Source organism: Gordonia desulfuricans NBRC 100010 (genome assembly GCF_001485495.1).
Lineage (GTDB): Bacteria > Actinomycetota > Actinomycetes > Mycobacteriales > Mycobacteriaceae > Gordonia > Gordonia desulfuricans.
The window spans coordinates 1-16,121 of the sequence record NZ_BCNF01000156.1 but is presented as its reverse complement, the minus strand read 5'-3'; the positions used below and the strand labels follow the sequence as shown (position 1 = coordinate 16,121).

The following is a 16,121-nucleotide window of genomic DNA, read 5'->3' as shown; positions in this document are numbered from 1 at the left end:
ACAATATCTCCTCACTTCATATCGCTTCCTTCACGTCGGAACAGCTGGACGTGATGAACGTATCGAGGGGGTATCAGGTTATGCGGCACATGCGTTTCTGCTGGTCAGGGCGTTTGTCAAACAATCGACGACGGCGGGGCCATGCTGAAGCCAGTGGACACCGCAGTGCGCACCTGATGGTCGATGTCGGCGGCGGTGAGGTCGAGCGCCACCACACGTAGCCGCACCCCAGTCGCGCGGACAGTATGGACTACCTCTCCCCGGCTGGCACCGGCATAGATCAGCGTGCCCTCGTCCAAGCCGGCCTCGGTGACGTAGGCGAGCAGCTGATAGAGGTCCGCCTGGCGGCCGATCTCTGTAGCTGGATCACCACCAGAACCCTGCGCGACCTTGTACTTCACGTCGCCGACGAACTGCCATCGCCCATTTCGGCGCATGCCCAGGTCGGGGATCAGGGCGATGCGTCGTCCCTGATCCAGGTTCATTCGCCCACGCCAGGACGCCGGCATTTCGGTTTCGTCCGCGCCAAGGCGAGCACGGATCAGCACCCGTACGTACTCCTCGACGACGCTCGGCATGTTGAGAACGAATCCGGCGACCGCGACCGCACCAGAGGTCACCGCGACCGATCGCGACCGCAGCACCAGCTCGGCCAGCCGCACTGCGGTCCGGTAGTGGTTGTTGTGCCGCGACCAGACAATGCCGTGTGCTAGCTGCAGCGGATCCGGGTGTGTTCCCACGTCTCGCACCACTTTCCATACCGCCGACAGGTCGGTGCGGCTGCTGTCGGAGAGGCCCGGTAGCACACGCAGCGCCGCAGTTGCGGCACGCAAGATCTGGTTCTCGGGGGTGTGGTCGTCGTGAACGGTGGTCACTACGGGAACCGGCAGCGGCAGCGGACTCCGGACGTATCGGCCGACGTCGATACGTCCTTTGATGTGCGACAGCTGTTGACGCTCGGTGCGGTAGGTGCGATAGATCCCGCGGCCGAACGCTCGGATGCATGCGCGTGCGAACAGCGCAGCCAATGCGTCATCGATCGACGATGCCGACAAGCCGTCGACCTCCTCAGGTCGCCAGTTGAAGGGGTCGGCAGCTACTCCGATCATGTGGATTATCCGACGGATCGGGACCTTTGGAGTCACGACGACGTGCACGTCGTCGATGATCGCTGCGCCGACCCGGGCCCCGGGGGTGACGCGCACGCAGCCGTTCTCGGCCGGTTCGAGGCGTGCGTCGAACACAGCCCGAAGCGTCCGCTGTTGAGCGATCGTCAGCGGGATCGGACTGCTGCGTTGGTGCTCAGTCAGCGTCAGCATCGGCGTCGGATTCGGTGACCGCTGACTTGAGCGCATCAAAGTCCAGTTCGGCGAGCCGATGCTGCTGGCCGTAGAAGTACTCGGTCAACGTCGGTAGCACGGTGTGGTTCCATGCGCGTCGAGCATGCTTCTCGGTCAGGTCCGTACGCAGGAAGTGGCTGGGGCCGATCGCTTGATCCCGATCGCGGATTCGCTGGTTGGCAAGTAACAAAAGGTCATTGAGCCATGTCAGTGTCGGCGCGTAGCGAGCCAACCAGTGCGGCAAGATGTCGTCGAGCGGGGGTTCACCGGGCCGGACCTCCCGGAAGACGAAGCGCCGACGTAACGCGGCGTCGACGGCGGTGATCGAGCGGTCCGCAGTGTTCATCGTGCCGATAATCAGCAGGTTGGGCGGCAGCTGAAACTGCCGCCCGTAGGTCATCGTTACGGGCTCGTCGCGGTACTCGAGGAGGAAGTACAGCTCGCCGAATACTGCCGGGAGATTGGCTCGGTTGATCTCGTCGATAATCAGGACGTGAGGCACCTCGGGGCGGGTCCCGGCGTCCTCGGCGAAGCGGATCAGTGGTCCGTCCGTGATGGCGAACCGGCCCGGTTCGGATGGATCAGGCCGTAGGCCCTGCACGAAATCCTCGTACGCTGTGCCCGGATGGAACTGGACGAGCGCGGTGGCTTCTCGCCCGGCGAGATGATGTGCGATTGCTCGTGCGATGAACGTCTTTCCCGTGCCCGGTGGACCTTCGAGGATCATCTGGCGCTTCTCGTCGAGCATCTCCAACGTGTCGTCGAGCCAAACTCTCCCGGCGTCGCTGTGAATCGATAGCGTGGTTTCGAGTTGTTCGCGGCTGATCCGCGTGTGGTCGCTCTCTACTGGACTCGTTGGTGCTGTGAGCGACGTGTCATCGGCCGGAGAGGCATCGTCGAAGTCATCCGGCGGCGCCACCTTCTTGCCGGCTCTCCAGGCATCAAAAGCATTACAGGTGGCGGAATTCCAGTCTGTTTCGGCGGTTTCGAGGCGTACGAGGTTGTCGGCGATGACGCTGACCTGCAACCGGGTTACCTCGATGTCGGAATGGTCGACCATTGCGAACTGAAGGTCCTCGATCCGACTCACATAGGCAAGGTAGTGCTCGCCGGGAGTTGCCGACTCCGATATCGGGTCTCGGCGGCTCAGACGCTCCTGGGCTTGGACGGTGGCGGCCGCACGGATGGGGAGATCATTGCCCGTCCTGGCCAGGAGCGTGGACATTTCTTCAAGAAACTCTGCGGTGTCGGCGGGATCGAGGCTGATCGCGGTAGCGATCTGATCGATGAGAAGCCCTGGTCCCCAGTCGTCGGCGTGCGAAAGTAACTCGGTGAGCGTGTGTGGATCGCGCTCAGCGAAGGTGAGGAGGACGCGTTGGCCGGAGTGCCCGAACAACTGCTCAAGCGCGGCGACAATGCTGTCGCTGGAGCAGCCATGACCGCGGATGCGTCAGCGAGTGTGGACATCAGCGACTCGGTGACCGTGGAAGGACTGCTGACCGCACGCATCGCCCAGGCAGCCCAGATGATCTTGTGCTCGGCGAGTGGCCTCCACTCGAACCGGTATGGTGGCTGATAGAGATTGATCGCAAAGCGATTGCCGTAACGGATGTTTGGCTCGAGATGGTGGCGTAGCGCGTTGGCATCGGATACGGTCGGATCATCCGCTGCAAAGGCCCGGAGCATCTGCTCGCGGTCATCCCGGCTGGCACCCGCCATCGCATGATCGGGAAACAGTACGTGCTCAAGCAGATACCGGATCGCCCAGACGCCCCGGTCGTCGACGGCGGAAACAGTGTGCTGGAAGCGATCCCAGTCCGTCAGTGCAGAGCGCCGATCGTCCGAGGGCAATGCGGTGAGAACGTCAACGATCCGGATCAGATAGGCAAACAGTCGCCAACGTTGCGTCTGGTAGGCGGTCCCCACCCGGGCAACGCCTGCGGATAGCGCGGTGGAGAGTTCCTCAGGGATCGGTGCCACCGAGTCACGCCATGCTGCAACACCATTGACTCCTGCGTGCTTGGTGCTCACGCTCACAGCGGCAGTACTCACCGGCAGGTAGTAGAGGTACAGCAGTTCGGTGGCCAGCGCGATCGCATCGTCCCCGGCATCGGTGAGCTGACGTTCGAGCTTCTGGAAGAAGCTATCGGTGCCTTCGTCTGGGCTGTCGATGAAGTAGAGGGTCAGATCCCGGACGGCTGCGCGGTAGTCGAGAGGGCGGCCACTGAACAGGGACGTGCCGGTGAGTACCGCCTCACGCCACCGGTCTGCGGCCTCGTAGATGGGCTCAGTGGAAGGAAATGGAATCCGGAATGTAGGCTTCTGGTCCTCCGAATTATCTTGTGGCAGTGAGTACTTATTCCACGGTGAACGGCTCAAAAAGTACTCGATATCTTGGTTCTCGTCGTCGAAGACAAAGCGGCTCAATGCCCTTGCGTACTCGTCTTTGTCGCGGAGGCGCCACACCGCACCTTGAAAGGTGTAGAAGTACCAGTCGCGGCGGGTGAAGGTGCTGTCCCAGTCCACGCTGAGGTGGTCGTCATGGGTGCCGCTAACGACGCCGCGGGCCTTGATCGTCATGACCGACACCGGCTTCCGGTGGTTGTCAAACGGCAGGTCGCTATAGCGTACGTACGCCGATTTGATCGCGATCCGATCGCCAATGCGAATGGCGGCGGCACGTTGGTCCAATCCGTCCTTCAACTGCCAGATCCCCGCGGCGATGAAGCGGTCCGTGACGTCTGCCTCGTCGATGCGCGAGCCGACCAGCCAGGTGTTGGTCGATAGATCGGGTAGCGCGTTGTCTGCCTGTGGGCTGAATCGGGGATCAGCGGCGAGCCGGGCGAACAGCTCGGCACCGTGATTGATCTGGGAGAGTGTGCTGATGCTCCGCAGTCCGCTTGTCGCGTCGTCGGGGAGGTCGGCTCGCCGGATCGCGGTGTGAGTCCAGGCCACCGGGCGGCGGTGCCGGTGCGTCGGAGCATCGGCGACGTAGAGATAGTCGCCGGTCACGGTGCCGATGCGAAGGTGAATGCGGTCGGGGCGCGGTGCGACCACGACGTCGCCGATCGCCATGGTCCGGGCGAACCGCTCAAGCGTGCCAGCGACCAAGGCTAGACTCATGGCGCTTTGGTCTGGATTTGCTGCTCGGATCTGGTCTTTGACCATGGCGGGGTCGGTGGCCGCGCGGAGGTCACCGACCATGTCCCATCCAATGGTGACCATTCCGAGGGTCTCCAGCTCGTCGTCGAACGTGTCATTGCGGATCAGCCACACACTGGACATCTGCCGATTGTGTCAGGTGTGGCGCAGTGCGCGGATGGCGACGGGCGGGGCGGCGGTTGCTGGCGTGAATCGCCGCAAACAGGACGGCGATGTCGGACGTCAGATTTGCCGAGCCAACGCGCTGGAAACCGGTACAAGGATGAGCGACTGCCGAATCATCCTGGAGCGGAGCTGTTCCTGGATGTGTTCGCGGCGTACGTGCGGAACTGTGTCCCGTTGGCGTCCATACGGAAGCCACCTTCTGGACGGCCTCGCATCTACCGGAGTGGAACCGTGGCCACCGGATACTGACCTGGTCGATGGACATGAGCGAGGTGCTCTTTGTCCACCAGTTCGACTCAGGCAGTAACGAAGATTTCGTATGTCTTGACCGCGGATGTGCTCAGGCGGGCGTTTTCGGAGAAGGAGTGGACAGTGTGACGCGGGGCGCGATGCTGTCAATCACGCCTTCGCACAAGGCGCGCACCTCGGTCACCGTCGGTGACAGCTCGTAGGCGTGCTGATGGCAGCAGGCACTGAGTTGGCTCCACAGCGATGCCAGCCGATCGGCGTTGTCGACGTCGTCGAGTGAACGGAGAATGAGAAGCCGCGTGCGCATCGACCGCCCGTCATAGTCGACGTTCAGCTCGGCGCACCGGGCGCGGACGTATTGCTCGAGTGCCTGTCTGCCCATCATCGCGGCAAGCCGCGCCGAGTTGCCGACGGTGGCGCCGGAGGACTCGTCGAGGAGGTGCTGGGCGTGTCCCAGCAGTTCCAGAGGCGTCATCGGGTGGCCAGGATGTCGTCGACGGTGCTCTTGAGGTCGTTGACGTCGGCGTGGCTGACGTGCGCGCCGTGGTGGAATCCACGCGTCGCGATCCCCACCGAGGTACCGCGGTGGGGGCGGAGCTTGCACCATGAGGTGACGCTCGGTGTCGTTCCTGCCATCGTCTCGAGGACCAGGGAGATGTAGTCGGCAGTGGTGGTTGCGCCGTGCCACAGCTCTTCGGTCTCGATCTGCTTGTCGCCGTGGAGGCTTCGTTGGGTGTAAAACGCCTGGCGGGCGGCTGCTTCGATGGCGAACCGGAAGAATCCGGGTAGCACCTGACGCCGCACGTCGTCGGAGAGTGTCCTGTCGGACACGAGCGCTCGGGCATCGTCAACAAAGCGGCGCGCGGGAACGTCGGCGAACTTCACCGTGACCTGCGATCCCTGCTCGCGTCGGACTTCGAGAAGCTGCGCGGGGATGGAGCGTTGCCGGATGGCGGTGGGGAGGCGGTCGTCATGCGAGAAGACGATGACCTGCCGGTTCTTTGCGATGCCGGTGAGGACGTTGAGGAAGCCGTCGATCTTGGCCGGATCCATCGCTTGGATGGGGTCGTCGAGGACGACAAACCGGAAGGGGCTTGGCGCGGCGGTGGCGCGCGGCAGGAACAGGGCGAGGGCCAGTGCGTGCAGCTCGCCCTGACTCATCACTGACAGTGCGCTGGTTTCCTGCCCGTCGACGGTACCTTGCAACACCGCACGACGACGGTTCCGGCTGCCTTCCAGGGCGATATCGGAGATCTCGACGTTGCTCTCTTGCCGCAGTTGCGACCAGATTGCTCGGGCACCCTCCGAGATGGGGCGCAGGCGCTCGTTGCGCAACTCGCCGGAGTGGTTGCGTACCCAGTTGCGGGCCTTGCTGATTCGGTCGACAAGTTCGGTACTCTGTTGAGCGTCACGCTCAAGCCCAAGCCATGCGAGTGTCGCTGTCGCGATGGGAGCCCACGAGTCGCGCAGCGCCGCAGACAGTTCCGTCGCTTCGGTGCGAAGCGTGTCGAGAGAAGCCTGCACAGCGGGGATTGTCGACTCCAGATATGACGGCAGGCCTTCGACTGTGTGCGGGATCTGTGCCGCCGCGGCCTGAGCCACCTGGTAGGCGGGCAAGCTGGTCAGCTCGGCGCCGTCGATTGCGGTCACCATCGGCACCGAGGTGAGCAGTGCGCGGGCTTGCTGCTCAAGCTGGTTGACCTGCGCGCGGGCCTCGCTGTACATCGCGAGCTGGCCCTGTTCCGTCTCGAGGAATGCTCGGGTGTGCTCCGCCCAGTCGGCGGTGAGTGTCCCCTCGCCACACACGGGGCACGCAGCGGGCTCCGCGTCGGCTGAATGGAACTCCAGTGCCTTGCGGAGCAGATCCGCGCGGAGTTCTGCCGTGCGCATGGACTCGTCGGCGAGGCCTCGACTCGTACTGAGAGCATCACGTAACGACGCGGCCAGTGCCGCCGCATGCTGGACGTCGGGACCCACGGTGTTGGCGATCGCGTCGAGGCGCACGACCACCGACTCGGCACCACTGGTGCTGCCCGAGATCAGCTCAGCAACAGCGTCGAGGTTGGGTGGGCGCTTCCGCAAGAGCTTGACGAGCTCGGCGCTGCGGGGATCGTCGGACTCTTGGACCTGCGATTTGAGCTGTTTCAGTGCGGCTTTCGCCATATCGCCGGGCTGCGACTTCTGCTTGAAGAGTGCGTCAAGGCGTGCCTCGGCATCCTGGATCTCGTCGAGCGCGAGGAGTTTTGCCAGAGCGTCGTAGAGCTTAGACGGTTCCTGATCGAGCAAGCCTCCGATCTCGTCGTAGCTCAGAATCGGTCGGTGGATCTCGATGGCGTTGGTCCATCCGAGTGCGGATACGCCTTCTTGCTGCTTTTCCCGCATGACCTGCGACCAGTGCTTGGCGTCCCCGAGCTCGGCGCCGGCCGCCCACTCTGCGCCGATCGATGTGGTGGTGCTGTCCTCGACCGCAAACTCCACACTGACCGAGCAGGGATCGGGACTATGCAGGTTTCGCCAGTTGTCCTGCCAGAGCTTTGCGCCCTTGTTGCGCCAGCGGTAGCTCTGGCCGGTGAGCGCAAACTCGAGTGCCTCGGCAAAACTGGACTTACCCGAACCGTTGCGACCGCTGACCACGGTGATCCCGGGGAACGGCGTGATCTTCAAGGTTGCCTCGGCCCCGATTCCGCGGAACCCGGACACGCTGATCTGATGCACAAACGCACCCGCTGGGCGTTCCTCACGTGCCTCCGGCTCTGGGCGGTGCTGGGCGAGCGCACCCTCGCCGAGTTGAGCAGTCAGCGACTCCTCGCTGTCCATTGCTGCGATGACGAGGTACTTGGTGTCGTCGTCGAGGTTGGCATCAGCATCGAGCAGATCCCAGACGGTGTCGACCAAAGACTGTTCGGCGGTGGGTGCAGCTTCTGACACGTCATCGGTGGGCACGAGCGAATCCTATTCTTCGAAAAGGCAAGTGTCGGTGAGGTGTATGTCCGTCGGTCAGACGGCTGGGGGATTGGCCGGTGGGATTCAGCCGGCGATCACGGCTCCACTCTCGAAGACGTCGATCGGCATCGGCCGGCGCAGCTTCCAAGTGATGGCGATGGGTCGCTCTCCTTGGTGGCTGACGTAATCAACGGGGCCCAGGTACACATATGGGCTCGACCCGAACTGGCCGTCGGGGTGATCTCGGACGAACAGCAACACGGTGCAGCCATTCGATCGCTGGGAGAGATACCGCTGTCCCATCTCGGAATCGGCCGCTGTGTTGTTGGGCGATTCCCAATGGAACATCTCGCGCGAGATTGGGTAGTCGCGGTACATCGTCGTAGGACTGAACTGGCTCTCTGACTTATGGAGGTTGACGAAGAGTGCCGCGGTGGTGTCGTGCCAGACCGCGCCTCCGGCCTGTCCTTGAGCCTTGCGCTGCAATGTGGCAAATCCGATGGCCGCCAAGACTTCTTCACGTCGGTACTGAGCATGAGTCAGGAGGGGAAGATCGGGACGGCCCTCGGAGAGGCGCGGCACGTGGTGGATCTGCGATGTGGTGACCTCGAGTAACTGGTGGACTTCGGTGCAGATCGCGGGGTGTTCACGGAGCTGATCGAGGGCAGCGTCCCATGTGGCGAAGCCGCCACGATTCGGCCACACGGTGTAGATCAGCATGCGTGCGTAGGCCTGATCTCGTTCAGACAGGGAGTCGTAGGACGGACCACCAACGGAGGCGAGCCGCTTGTAGCTGGCTGCGCGTTCAAAGTCATCGACGTGGGCGAGTGTGCGAACGCGTTTGAGGAGTGAGGCTTCGTCAGGCCCTTCCTGCGCAACGCTCATCCCGGCATCGCGCAGGAGCGGCGTCCATGCTCGAGTGCTGCTGCCGCCGTACACCGTTGACAGTTGGCATCCGCTGGCTCGGAGGTACTCGCTGAGGATCGCTGTGCCGGTGTTGCGTACTGATTGGACGAGCGCGGCTCGCCGGTTGCTGGGCACGGCACGTTTGATTGATTCGACCACAATCTCCTGCGCTTGACGGTCCAGCACGATCCGGCTGCCGCCTGGGAGCAGGGGAAAGTCTTCTTCAATCTCGCGTGGACTGCCGTCACCGGTCAGTGCGGCAAACCGGGGACCATAGTTGAACTCCACCCGCTGGTGCCCGATGAAGTCGAGGACGGTCAACTGGGATTTGTTGCGGCTTCGACGCAGACCGCGACCGAGCTGCTGGAGGAAGATGGTGGCGCTCTGGGTGGGTCGCAACATCAGCAGGGTGTCGACGTCGGGAATGTCGACACCCTCATTGAAAATGTCTACAGCGAACAGACATTGGAGCGCGCCAGCGCGCAGTTCTGCCAGCGCCTGTGCTCGTGCCTCTGGTGAGGTATCGGCGGTGAGCGCCGCTGATCGGATTCCCTGACGTGAGAAGGCGTCCGCCATGTACTCCGCGTGTTTGATGCTGACGCAGAAGCCGAGTGCCTTCATGGCGGTGGGGCTCTCCACATACTCACGCACTGCCTTCAGAATCAGGAGGGTGCGCGCATGATTGCCTGTGTAGACCTTCTCGAGGTCGGCTTGCTTGTAGTCGCCGCGTGACCATGCCAGAGACCGCAAATCGGTGTTGTCGGAGATTCCGTAGTAGTGGAACGGGCACAGGAGGTCTTGCTCCAAGGCATCCCAGAGGCGCAGTTCATACGTGGTCTGTCCCCCAAACCAGCCAAGGATGTCGAGGTTGTCAGCCCGTTCAGGGGTGGCCGTCAGGCCGAGTAGCTCAGTGGGCGAGATCGAGTCGAGGATGGTCCGGTACGTGGGTGCCGCGGCGTGATGGAACTCGTCGATTGCGACGACGTCGAAGTCGCCGGGGTCAATGTTCGCGGCGCTCCCGTTGAGCGACTGGATGCTCGCAAAGACGTGCTTTCCGTTTGCCGGGCGGTGTCCGCCGACGAGGAGCTCGCCAAAGCTTCCGTCACCGAGTACCTCTCGATACTTTCGCAGCGATTGCTCGAGAATCTCCTTGCGGTGTGCAATGAACAGCAGGCTGAGCTGCTCGTCGGCGGTCTGGCAGAGCCGCTGGTAGTCGAGCGCGGCCACGACGGTCTTTCCGGTGCCGGTTGCGGCAACGATCAGGTTGTTGTGGCGGTCGTACACCGTCCGGGCGACGTCAAGCGCCTCCAAGATGCGTTCTTGGTGAGGGTAGGGCTGCACGTCGAGGCCAGAGATGGTGATGGTCTCGCGGCCCGTGCCAGCTCCGCCGGCCGCGGCGAGGGCCCGGTCGAGCAGTTCGGCGTCGGTGGCGGGGTTGTAGGTCTTGAACGCTGGGTCGGCCCAGTACGTGTCGAAGGTGGCCTCGAACTTCCGGACCAATGTCGGCGTGGCAACAGATGAGATCCGCACGTTCCATTCCAGCCCATCGACCATCGCCGACCGTGACAGGTTGGAGCTGCCCACGTATCCGGTGTCAAAGCCGGAGTGCCGACGGAACAGCCACGCCTTGGCATGCAAGCGTGTGGATGCGGTCTCGTACCGGATCCGGACCTCGGCGCCGTACTTCTCGACGAGCTCGTCGAGGGCGCGTCGCTGCGTCGCACCACGATAAGTGGTGGTGATGACGCGGAGCTTCACTCCACGATCGCGGAGCGCGGCGAGCTCGCGCTTGATGACGGCGATACCCGCGAAGCGGATGAACGCGCACAGCAGGTCCACCCGGTCGACGGACTGCAGTTCCCGAGCGATCTCGCTTGCCATGTTCGGCTCATCGCGCGTGTTGGTCAGCAGAGCGACTTCCGACAGCGGCGTCGCCGGACGGACGGGACTGGGCTTTCCCGGAGCGTGCAGCGACGTCAGCTGCGATTGGTTGCTCAGCTGGTCGAGGGGGCCGTCGGTCAACTGAGCGATCAACGAGTTGACCGCAGTGAGCTGCTCGTCCTTGGGGAGCGCAGCGAGATGGCGTTCCGCGGCGACGGCAAGGTGTCGAGCGAATACATGGGGCCGGTCGGGCTCGGGCACGTCTGAGTACTCGGGGTCCAGTTCGGAAGCGCCGAGCAACTGCTCGAGTCGGTGGGTGACGACTGACTCGTAGATTCCGGGCGCCAGAGGATCATGCACGGTCGGAGTAAAGCACGCCGGTATGACGAGAATGCCGGAATGGGAATCGGACACGACCGCTGCCGATGCACGTTCAACCACTAGAACGACACGCTAGTCTCACACTCGTAATCCGCTTCGGCCCGACAGACGCGTCGCATGAGACAAGGCTCCAACCCGAGCGGGAAGTCCGTCGTGTCTTCCTGGAGCCGCAGTGTCGCTGTATCGGGGCTCGGTGGCTGGAGTTCGCTCTCAGCTCACCGCCGCCAAGCTTGTACCCGCCTTGACCGAACAGTTCGTCTACGAGTTCGGCTATCACCCGTCCGGGGGTGAGGTGCGATCGTGGGAACGCAGTCTCGGCGTTCTTGTTGCCGACCTCGAGGATGCCGGCCTCGACAAGGCCGAGGTGCTGATCGAGTATCGGTTGCCGCTGACCAGCAAGCGTGCCGATGTGGTGGTCTGCGGACACCACCCGAAGACCGGTGAGCCGTCGTATGTGGTGATCGAACTCAAGCAGTGGACCAGGGCGGGCGCCCTCGAGGGCACCGAGGCGGTCGTACACCTCGACGGCGTGGGGGAGCGACTGCACCCGGTCGAGCAGGTCAGCCGGTACTGCACCCACATCGCCGACTTCATCTCCGCTCTCGGCGGCAGCACCGAGAACCTCGCCGGCGCGGCGTATCTGCACAACGCCACCGATGACGACGTCCGCACCCTCTGGGACCATCCGCAGTCGCAGACCGGACGGATGTTCACCGCCCAGCGGCGGGGTGAGTTCGTCGCGTTCCTGAGGTCGCGGCTGTCCGAGAACTCCGGCGCCGACGCCGCCGATCAGCTGTTGAACTCGGCGATCCGCCCCAGCAAACAGTTGATGGCCCTGGCCGCCGACGAGGTCCAGCGGCGCGAGCAGTTCGTGTTGCTCGACGAACAGAAGGTGGCATTCGACCTGGTGATGCGGGCGGTGCAGAAGGCTTCGCGGGCCACCACCAAGGAGGTCGTGGTGATCGTCGGCGGCCCGGGATCGGGCAAATCGGTGATCGCACTGAGTCTGCTGGGCGAACTCTCCCGGCAAGGCCGCACCGCGGTGCACGCCACCGGTTCCTCGGCATTCACCAAGACGCTGCGCAAGGTCGCCGGGGCGCGTGCGCCGCGGGTACAGAAGCTGTTCACCTACTACAACAACTTCATCAACTCCGAGCCCAACGACCTCGAGGTCCTCATCTGCGATGAGGCCCACCGCATCCGGGAGACCTCGACCAACAGGTTCACCCGGGCGATCGACCGCACCGGCAGGCCCCAGGTCGAAGAACTCATCGATGCGGCGCGTGTCCCGGTGTTCCTGCTCGACGAGGACCAGGTCGTCAAACCGACCGAACGTGGCAGCGTCGCCGAGATCGAACAGGCCGCGGCGCGGATGAAGTGCACCTCCCAGGTGATCCGTCTCGACGGCCAGTTCCGTTGCGGTGGAAGTAGTTCCTACGACCATTGGGTACGCAGGCTCCTGGAACTCGAACCGGGAGGTCCGGTCGCCTGGGACGGCGACGATGCCTTCGACGTGTCCGTGGACGACACCCCGTCGATCATCGAGTCGAGGCTCGAGGATGTTCTGGAACAGGGGTATTCGGCCAGGATCGTCGCCGGATACTGCTGGGACTGGAGCACTCCGGAGTCCGGACGACCTCTCGCCGCCGACATCGTGATCGGTGACTGGAAGCGTCCGTGGAACAACCCGAAGACCACCAAACATGGTGACGCGCCCGGCCGTGAGCTGTGGGCGACCGAACCGGGCGGCTTCCATCAGATCGGATGTGTCTACACCGCACAGGGGTTCGAGTACGACTACGGCGCGGTGATCTTCGGGCCCGATCTAGTCTGGCGCACCGACCATTGGGTGGCGCGACCGGAATTCAGTCACGACAGGCAGGTCAAGAAAGCCGATCACGCAGCGTTCGACCGCGCCGTCCGCAACACCTACAAGGTGTTGCTCACCCGCGGGATGCGTGGCATGCGGATCTACTCGACCGACTCCGAGACGCAGGGGTTCTTGCGGTCACTCATGGCGGGCAACGCCTTGTGAGGGGCTCGTGTCCCGGTGAACGATCCGCGCCGCGGCCCGGCGCGGCCATGCGTGTGATGTGACCCGACAAACCATTGATTCATGTGTGATCAGATCTGTTCCGCGGTCCGGTCGTTCGTCTCCTTGTGTCGTGCCCGAGAGAGGCCGTCAGGAGGCCCCTGGTCGGAATGCCCCCGGAACACCGTCCTGTGCCATCCTTTTCGCGCAACCCCGGTGATGTCGGTCATCACGTGCTTGATGTTGGTGTATTCGTCGAGCGAGTAGGTGGACATGTCCTTGCCGTACCCGGAGGCCTTGAGCCCGCCGTGCGGCATCTCGCTGATGATCGGGATGTGGTCGTTGATCCACACGCATCCCGCGCGGATCTCGCGGCTCGCGCGTCCGGCGCGGTTGAGGCCCTGCGTCCACGCCGATGCGGCCAGGCCGTAGACGGTGTCGTTGGCCAGGCGGATGCCCTCGTCGTCGGTGTCGAACGGCAGTGCCACCAGGACAGGGCCGAAGACCTCGTCCTGCACGATCTCGCTGTCTTGTGTGGCGTCGGTGATCAGGGTCGGCAGGTAGTAGCTGCTCCCGGCCGGCGCGCCGCCGGGGATCTGTCCGCCGGTGACGACAGTGGCGCCGGAGGCGGCCGCGCGATCGACCATCGCGGCCACGCGCTGTTGTTGGTCGCGCGAGATCAGGGGCCCGAGGTCGGTGGCGGGATCGTCGGTGGCGCCGAGGACCACCGACGACATGAGCTCGGCGACCCGTTCCACGAACGCCGCATACAGCGGCCGCTGTACATAGGCACGGGTCGCCGCGGTGCAGTCCTGACCGGTGTTGATCAGCGAACCGGCCACCGCACCCTGTGCGGCGGCCTCGAGGTCGGCGTCGTCGAAGACGACGAACGGGGCCTTCCCGCCGAGCTCGAGATGCAGCCGTCTACCCGGCACCGATGCGGCGATTGCGCGCCCCACCGGGGTGGACCCGGTGAACGACACCATCGACACGTCGCGATGTCCGACCAGCGCGGTCCCGGTGGTGACGCCGCGGCCGGTGACCACGTTGATCACGCCGGCGGGGATACCGGCGCGGGAAGCGGCGTCGGCGAACATCAGCGAGGTCAGGGGTGTCAGCTCGGACGGCTTGAGCACGATCGTGTTGCCGGCGGCCACCGCAGGCAGGATCTTCCACGCCGCCATCTGCAGCGGATAGTTCCATGGGGCGATGGATCCGATCACGCCGATGGGTTCGCGCCGGATGGTCGAGGTGTGGTCGGGGGAGTATTCGGCGCTCGCCTTGCCCTCGAGGTGGCGGGCGGCACCTGCGAAGAAGGCGGTGTTGTCGATGGTGCCGGGCACATCGAACTCAGTGGTCAACCGGATCGGTTTGCCCGCCTGCCGTGATTCGACGGCGGCCAGTTCGTCGGCGATCGCCGAGAGCTCGCCGGCCCATCTGCCGATCAGCTCGGAGCGTTCGCCGGGGGTGGTGCGACCCCATTCGCCGAAGGCCGTCGTCGCGGCATCCACTGCGGCATCCACGTCGGCGACGCCGGCTTCCGGGCCGGTCACCAGGATTTGCCCGGTGGACGGGTCGATCACGGTGAACTCATCCGGCCCCGTCGCGTCCACGAAACGTCCGTCGATGTACTGACCTGGGTGATTCCACACGGGGTCGGCTCCCTTTCGTCGTCGCGATGTTCCGGCGCACGACGATCATCGCGAAGCTGCCGAGTCCTATCGCGGGCAAACGGGAGCTGACACGCATCGATCCGTTCGCCCGCGGGGGTGCGTGATGCGCACATGTCGGATGGCGGCTTTCGCATCGGCTGCAACTCGCGGCCCGGTGCAGACCGTGATTGCCCGATATGGGGGTTCTGGGCGTCGATCGAGTGACCGAAGGCCCTAGCGACCGCCGTCACAGAGGGGTGCAATAGACGCACAACCCGAGATCGTGGACGGACCGACCGGCTTAGGTCGCCGTCGCGCGATTGCGTTCGAGGGCGATGATGACCAGAACCACCCACACATTCCTCCACACCCCGACTCCCGATGCCGTCGACATCCGTCGACGCCAGTGGACCAATCGCTGCGACGTCTGTGATCGCACGCTGGTGGTCAAGGCGGTCGACTCCCATGACGCGGCGCGCATGCTTGCCCGGATCAACGGGTGGGTGCTGCACGACGGGCTGGTGCGTTGCCCGGGCTGTGCAGAAATACCGCCGGCGGTCCGTACCCGGCCATGACCGCCCCGATCCCGTATCCCTGGTACGTCGCCGCCGCGGCGATCGGACGATGCGCGATCACCGCGGTTGTGCTGATGCTGCGCCGGCAGGTGCATCAGCCGACCATCGAGTACGGCCGCGTGGTCGGTTTCTCCGACGGCACGCAGGCACGTGTGTACCGAGAGACCACGGTCGACGACGCCGCGCCGACGGAGCCGGTGACCCTGATCGTCGGGTTCCGAATCCGGTGGATCGGGGGAAACCGTGTGGTTCATTGGCTGTTCAGAGTCGAAAGTATTTGCAACACAGTGCTGTTCGTGGGATTCCCCGGATTCAGGAGCAAACTCTGGATGGCCGACGACGCGAACCACCGCTACCGCGGTGTCTATGACTGGGATGGCGGACACCGCGCACACGCCTATGTACGGGCCCTGTGGTGGCCACTGATGGTGATCAGCGAACGGGACTCCATCGCGTACCGGATCGTCGAGGGAACACGAGCGGCCACACTCGCCGGCGCCGACCCGCTTCCTGACCGCCAACAGTGGTGGCGACCACACTTGTCGGCGTGATCCCGGCGGGCACTGCCCGTGACATGCGCGTTCACCGGACGATACGTCTCTGACCAGCCGATTTGTATCCACGGCCATCGGTGCGTAACTTATTCCAAGTCAGCGAGCCACGGCGCCGCCCCGGACAGACTCGAAAGAGGCTGTGGGGGAAGGGAAACCGAGTAGCAGCTGACCACCCCAGCAAGTTTGTTCGCCCGCATTTCGGTGTGGGGGTTCGCTGGTGGGGTGGCTGGACAGGGTCTGGTGGGTCGGAAACCTTCGGGTTGACACCGCCGAGCGGGTTC

10 protein-coding genes are annotated in these 16,121 nt (G+C 64.1%); 3 read left to right on the top strand and 7 right to left on the bottom strand.

The window, feature by feature from the left end; translation table 11 throughout:
• Positions 1–116: 116 nt before the first annotated feature.
• The 6 genes from GD1_RS21755 to GD1_RS21730 form a co-directional block, all read right to left on the bottom strand.
• Complete coding sequence (locus GD1_RS21755; RefSeq protein ID WP_169798211.1) at positions 117–1,319, bottom strand: McrC family protein; 1,203 nt, start codon at positions 1,317–1,319, stop codon at positions 117–119.
• On the bottom strand, positions 1,303–2,430 hold the full coding sequence (locus GD1_RS21750) for an McrB family protein (protein ID WP_169798210.1): 1,128 nt from the start codon (positions 2,428–2,430) through the stop codon (positions 1,303–1,305). Before GD1_RS21750 ends, GD1_RS21755 begins: the two co-directional genes overlap by 17 nt.
• A 56-nt stretch (positions 2,431–2,486) precedes the next feature.
• Entirely contained in the window at positions 2,487–4,625 is a 2,139-nt protein-coding gene (locus GD1_RS21745; protein ID WP_059039530.1) for a restriction endonuclease, read from the bottom strand.
• Between the two features lie 382 nt (positions 4,626–5,007).
• On the bottom strand, positions 5,008–5,391 hold the full coding sequence (locus tag GD1_RS21740; RefSeq protein ID WP_059039529.1) for a hypothetical protein: 384 nt from the start codon (positions 5,389–5,391) through the stop codon (positions 5,008–5,010).
• A complete protein-coding gene (locus GD1_RS21735; protein ID WP_244882947.1) occupies positions 5,388–7,859 on the bottom strand; it encodes an ATP-binding protein in 2,472 nt (823 codons plus the stop codon). The genes GD1_RS21740 and GD1_RS21735 overlap by 4 nt, the downstream gene beginning before the upstream one ends.
• Positions 7,860–7,943: 84 nt before the next feature.
• Complete coding sequence (locus GD1_RS21730; RefSeq protein ID WP_059039534.1) at positions 7,944–11,006, bottom strand: DEAD/DEAH box helicase; 3,063 nt, start codon at positions 11,004–11,006, stop codon at positions 7,944–7,946.
• A gap of 214 nt (positions 11,007–11,220) precedes the next feature.
• Between GD1_RS21730 and GD1_RS21725 the strand changes: the two genes are divergently transcribed.
• Positions 11,221–13,062, top strand: coding sequence for a DUF2075 domain-containing protein (locus GD1_RS21725; RefSeq protein WP_059039533.1), 1,842 nt, complete (start codon positions 11,221–11,223; stop codon positions 13,060–13,062).
• An 89-nt stretch (positions 13,063–13,151) separates the two neighbouring features.
• Here the strand turns inward: GD1_RS21725 and GD1_RS21720 are convergent, their stop codons facing one another.
• Positions 13,152–14,711, bottom strand: a complete 1,560-nt coding sequence (locus tag GD1_RS21720) for a gamma-aminobutyraldehyde dehydrogenase (protein ID WP_083534585.1) — start codon at positions 14,709–14,711, stop codon at positions 13,152–13,154.
• Positions 14,712–15,046: 335 nt separating this feature from the next.
• Between GD1_RS21720 and GD1_RS24855 the strand changes: the two genes are divergently transcribed.
• Entirely contained in the window at positions 15,047–15,286 is a 240-nt protein-coding gene (locus GD1_RS24855) for a hypothetical protein (RefSeq protein ID WP_020792279.1), read from the top strand.
• Entirely contained in the window at positions 15,283–15,837 is a 555-nt protein-coding gene (locus GD1_RS21710) for a hypothetical protein (RefSeq protein ID WP_059039527.1), read from the top strand. Before GD1_RS24855 ends, GD1_RS21710 begins: the two co-directional genes overlap by 4 nt.
• The last annotated feature ends 284 nt before the right edge of the window (positions 15,838–16,121 follow it).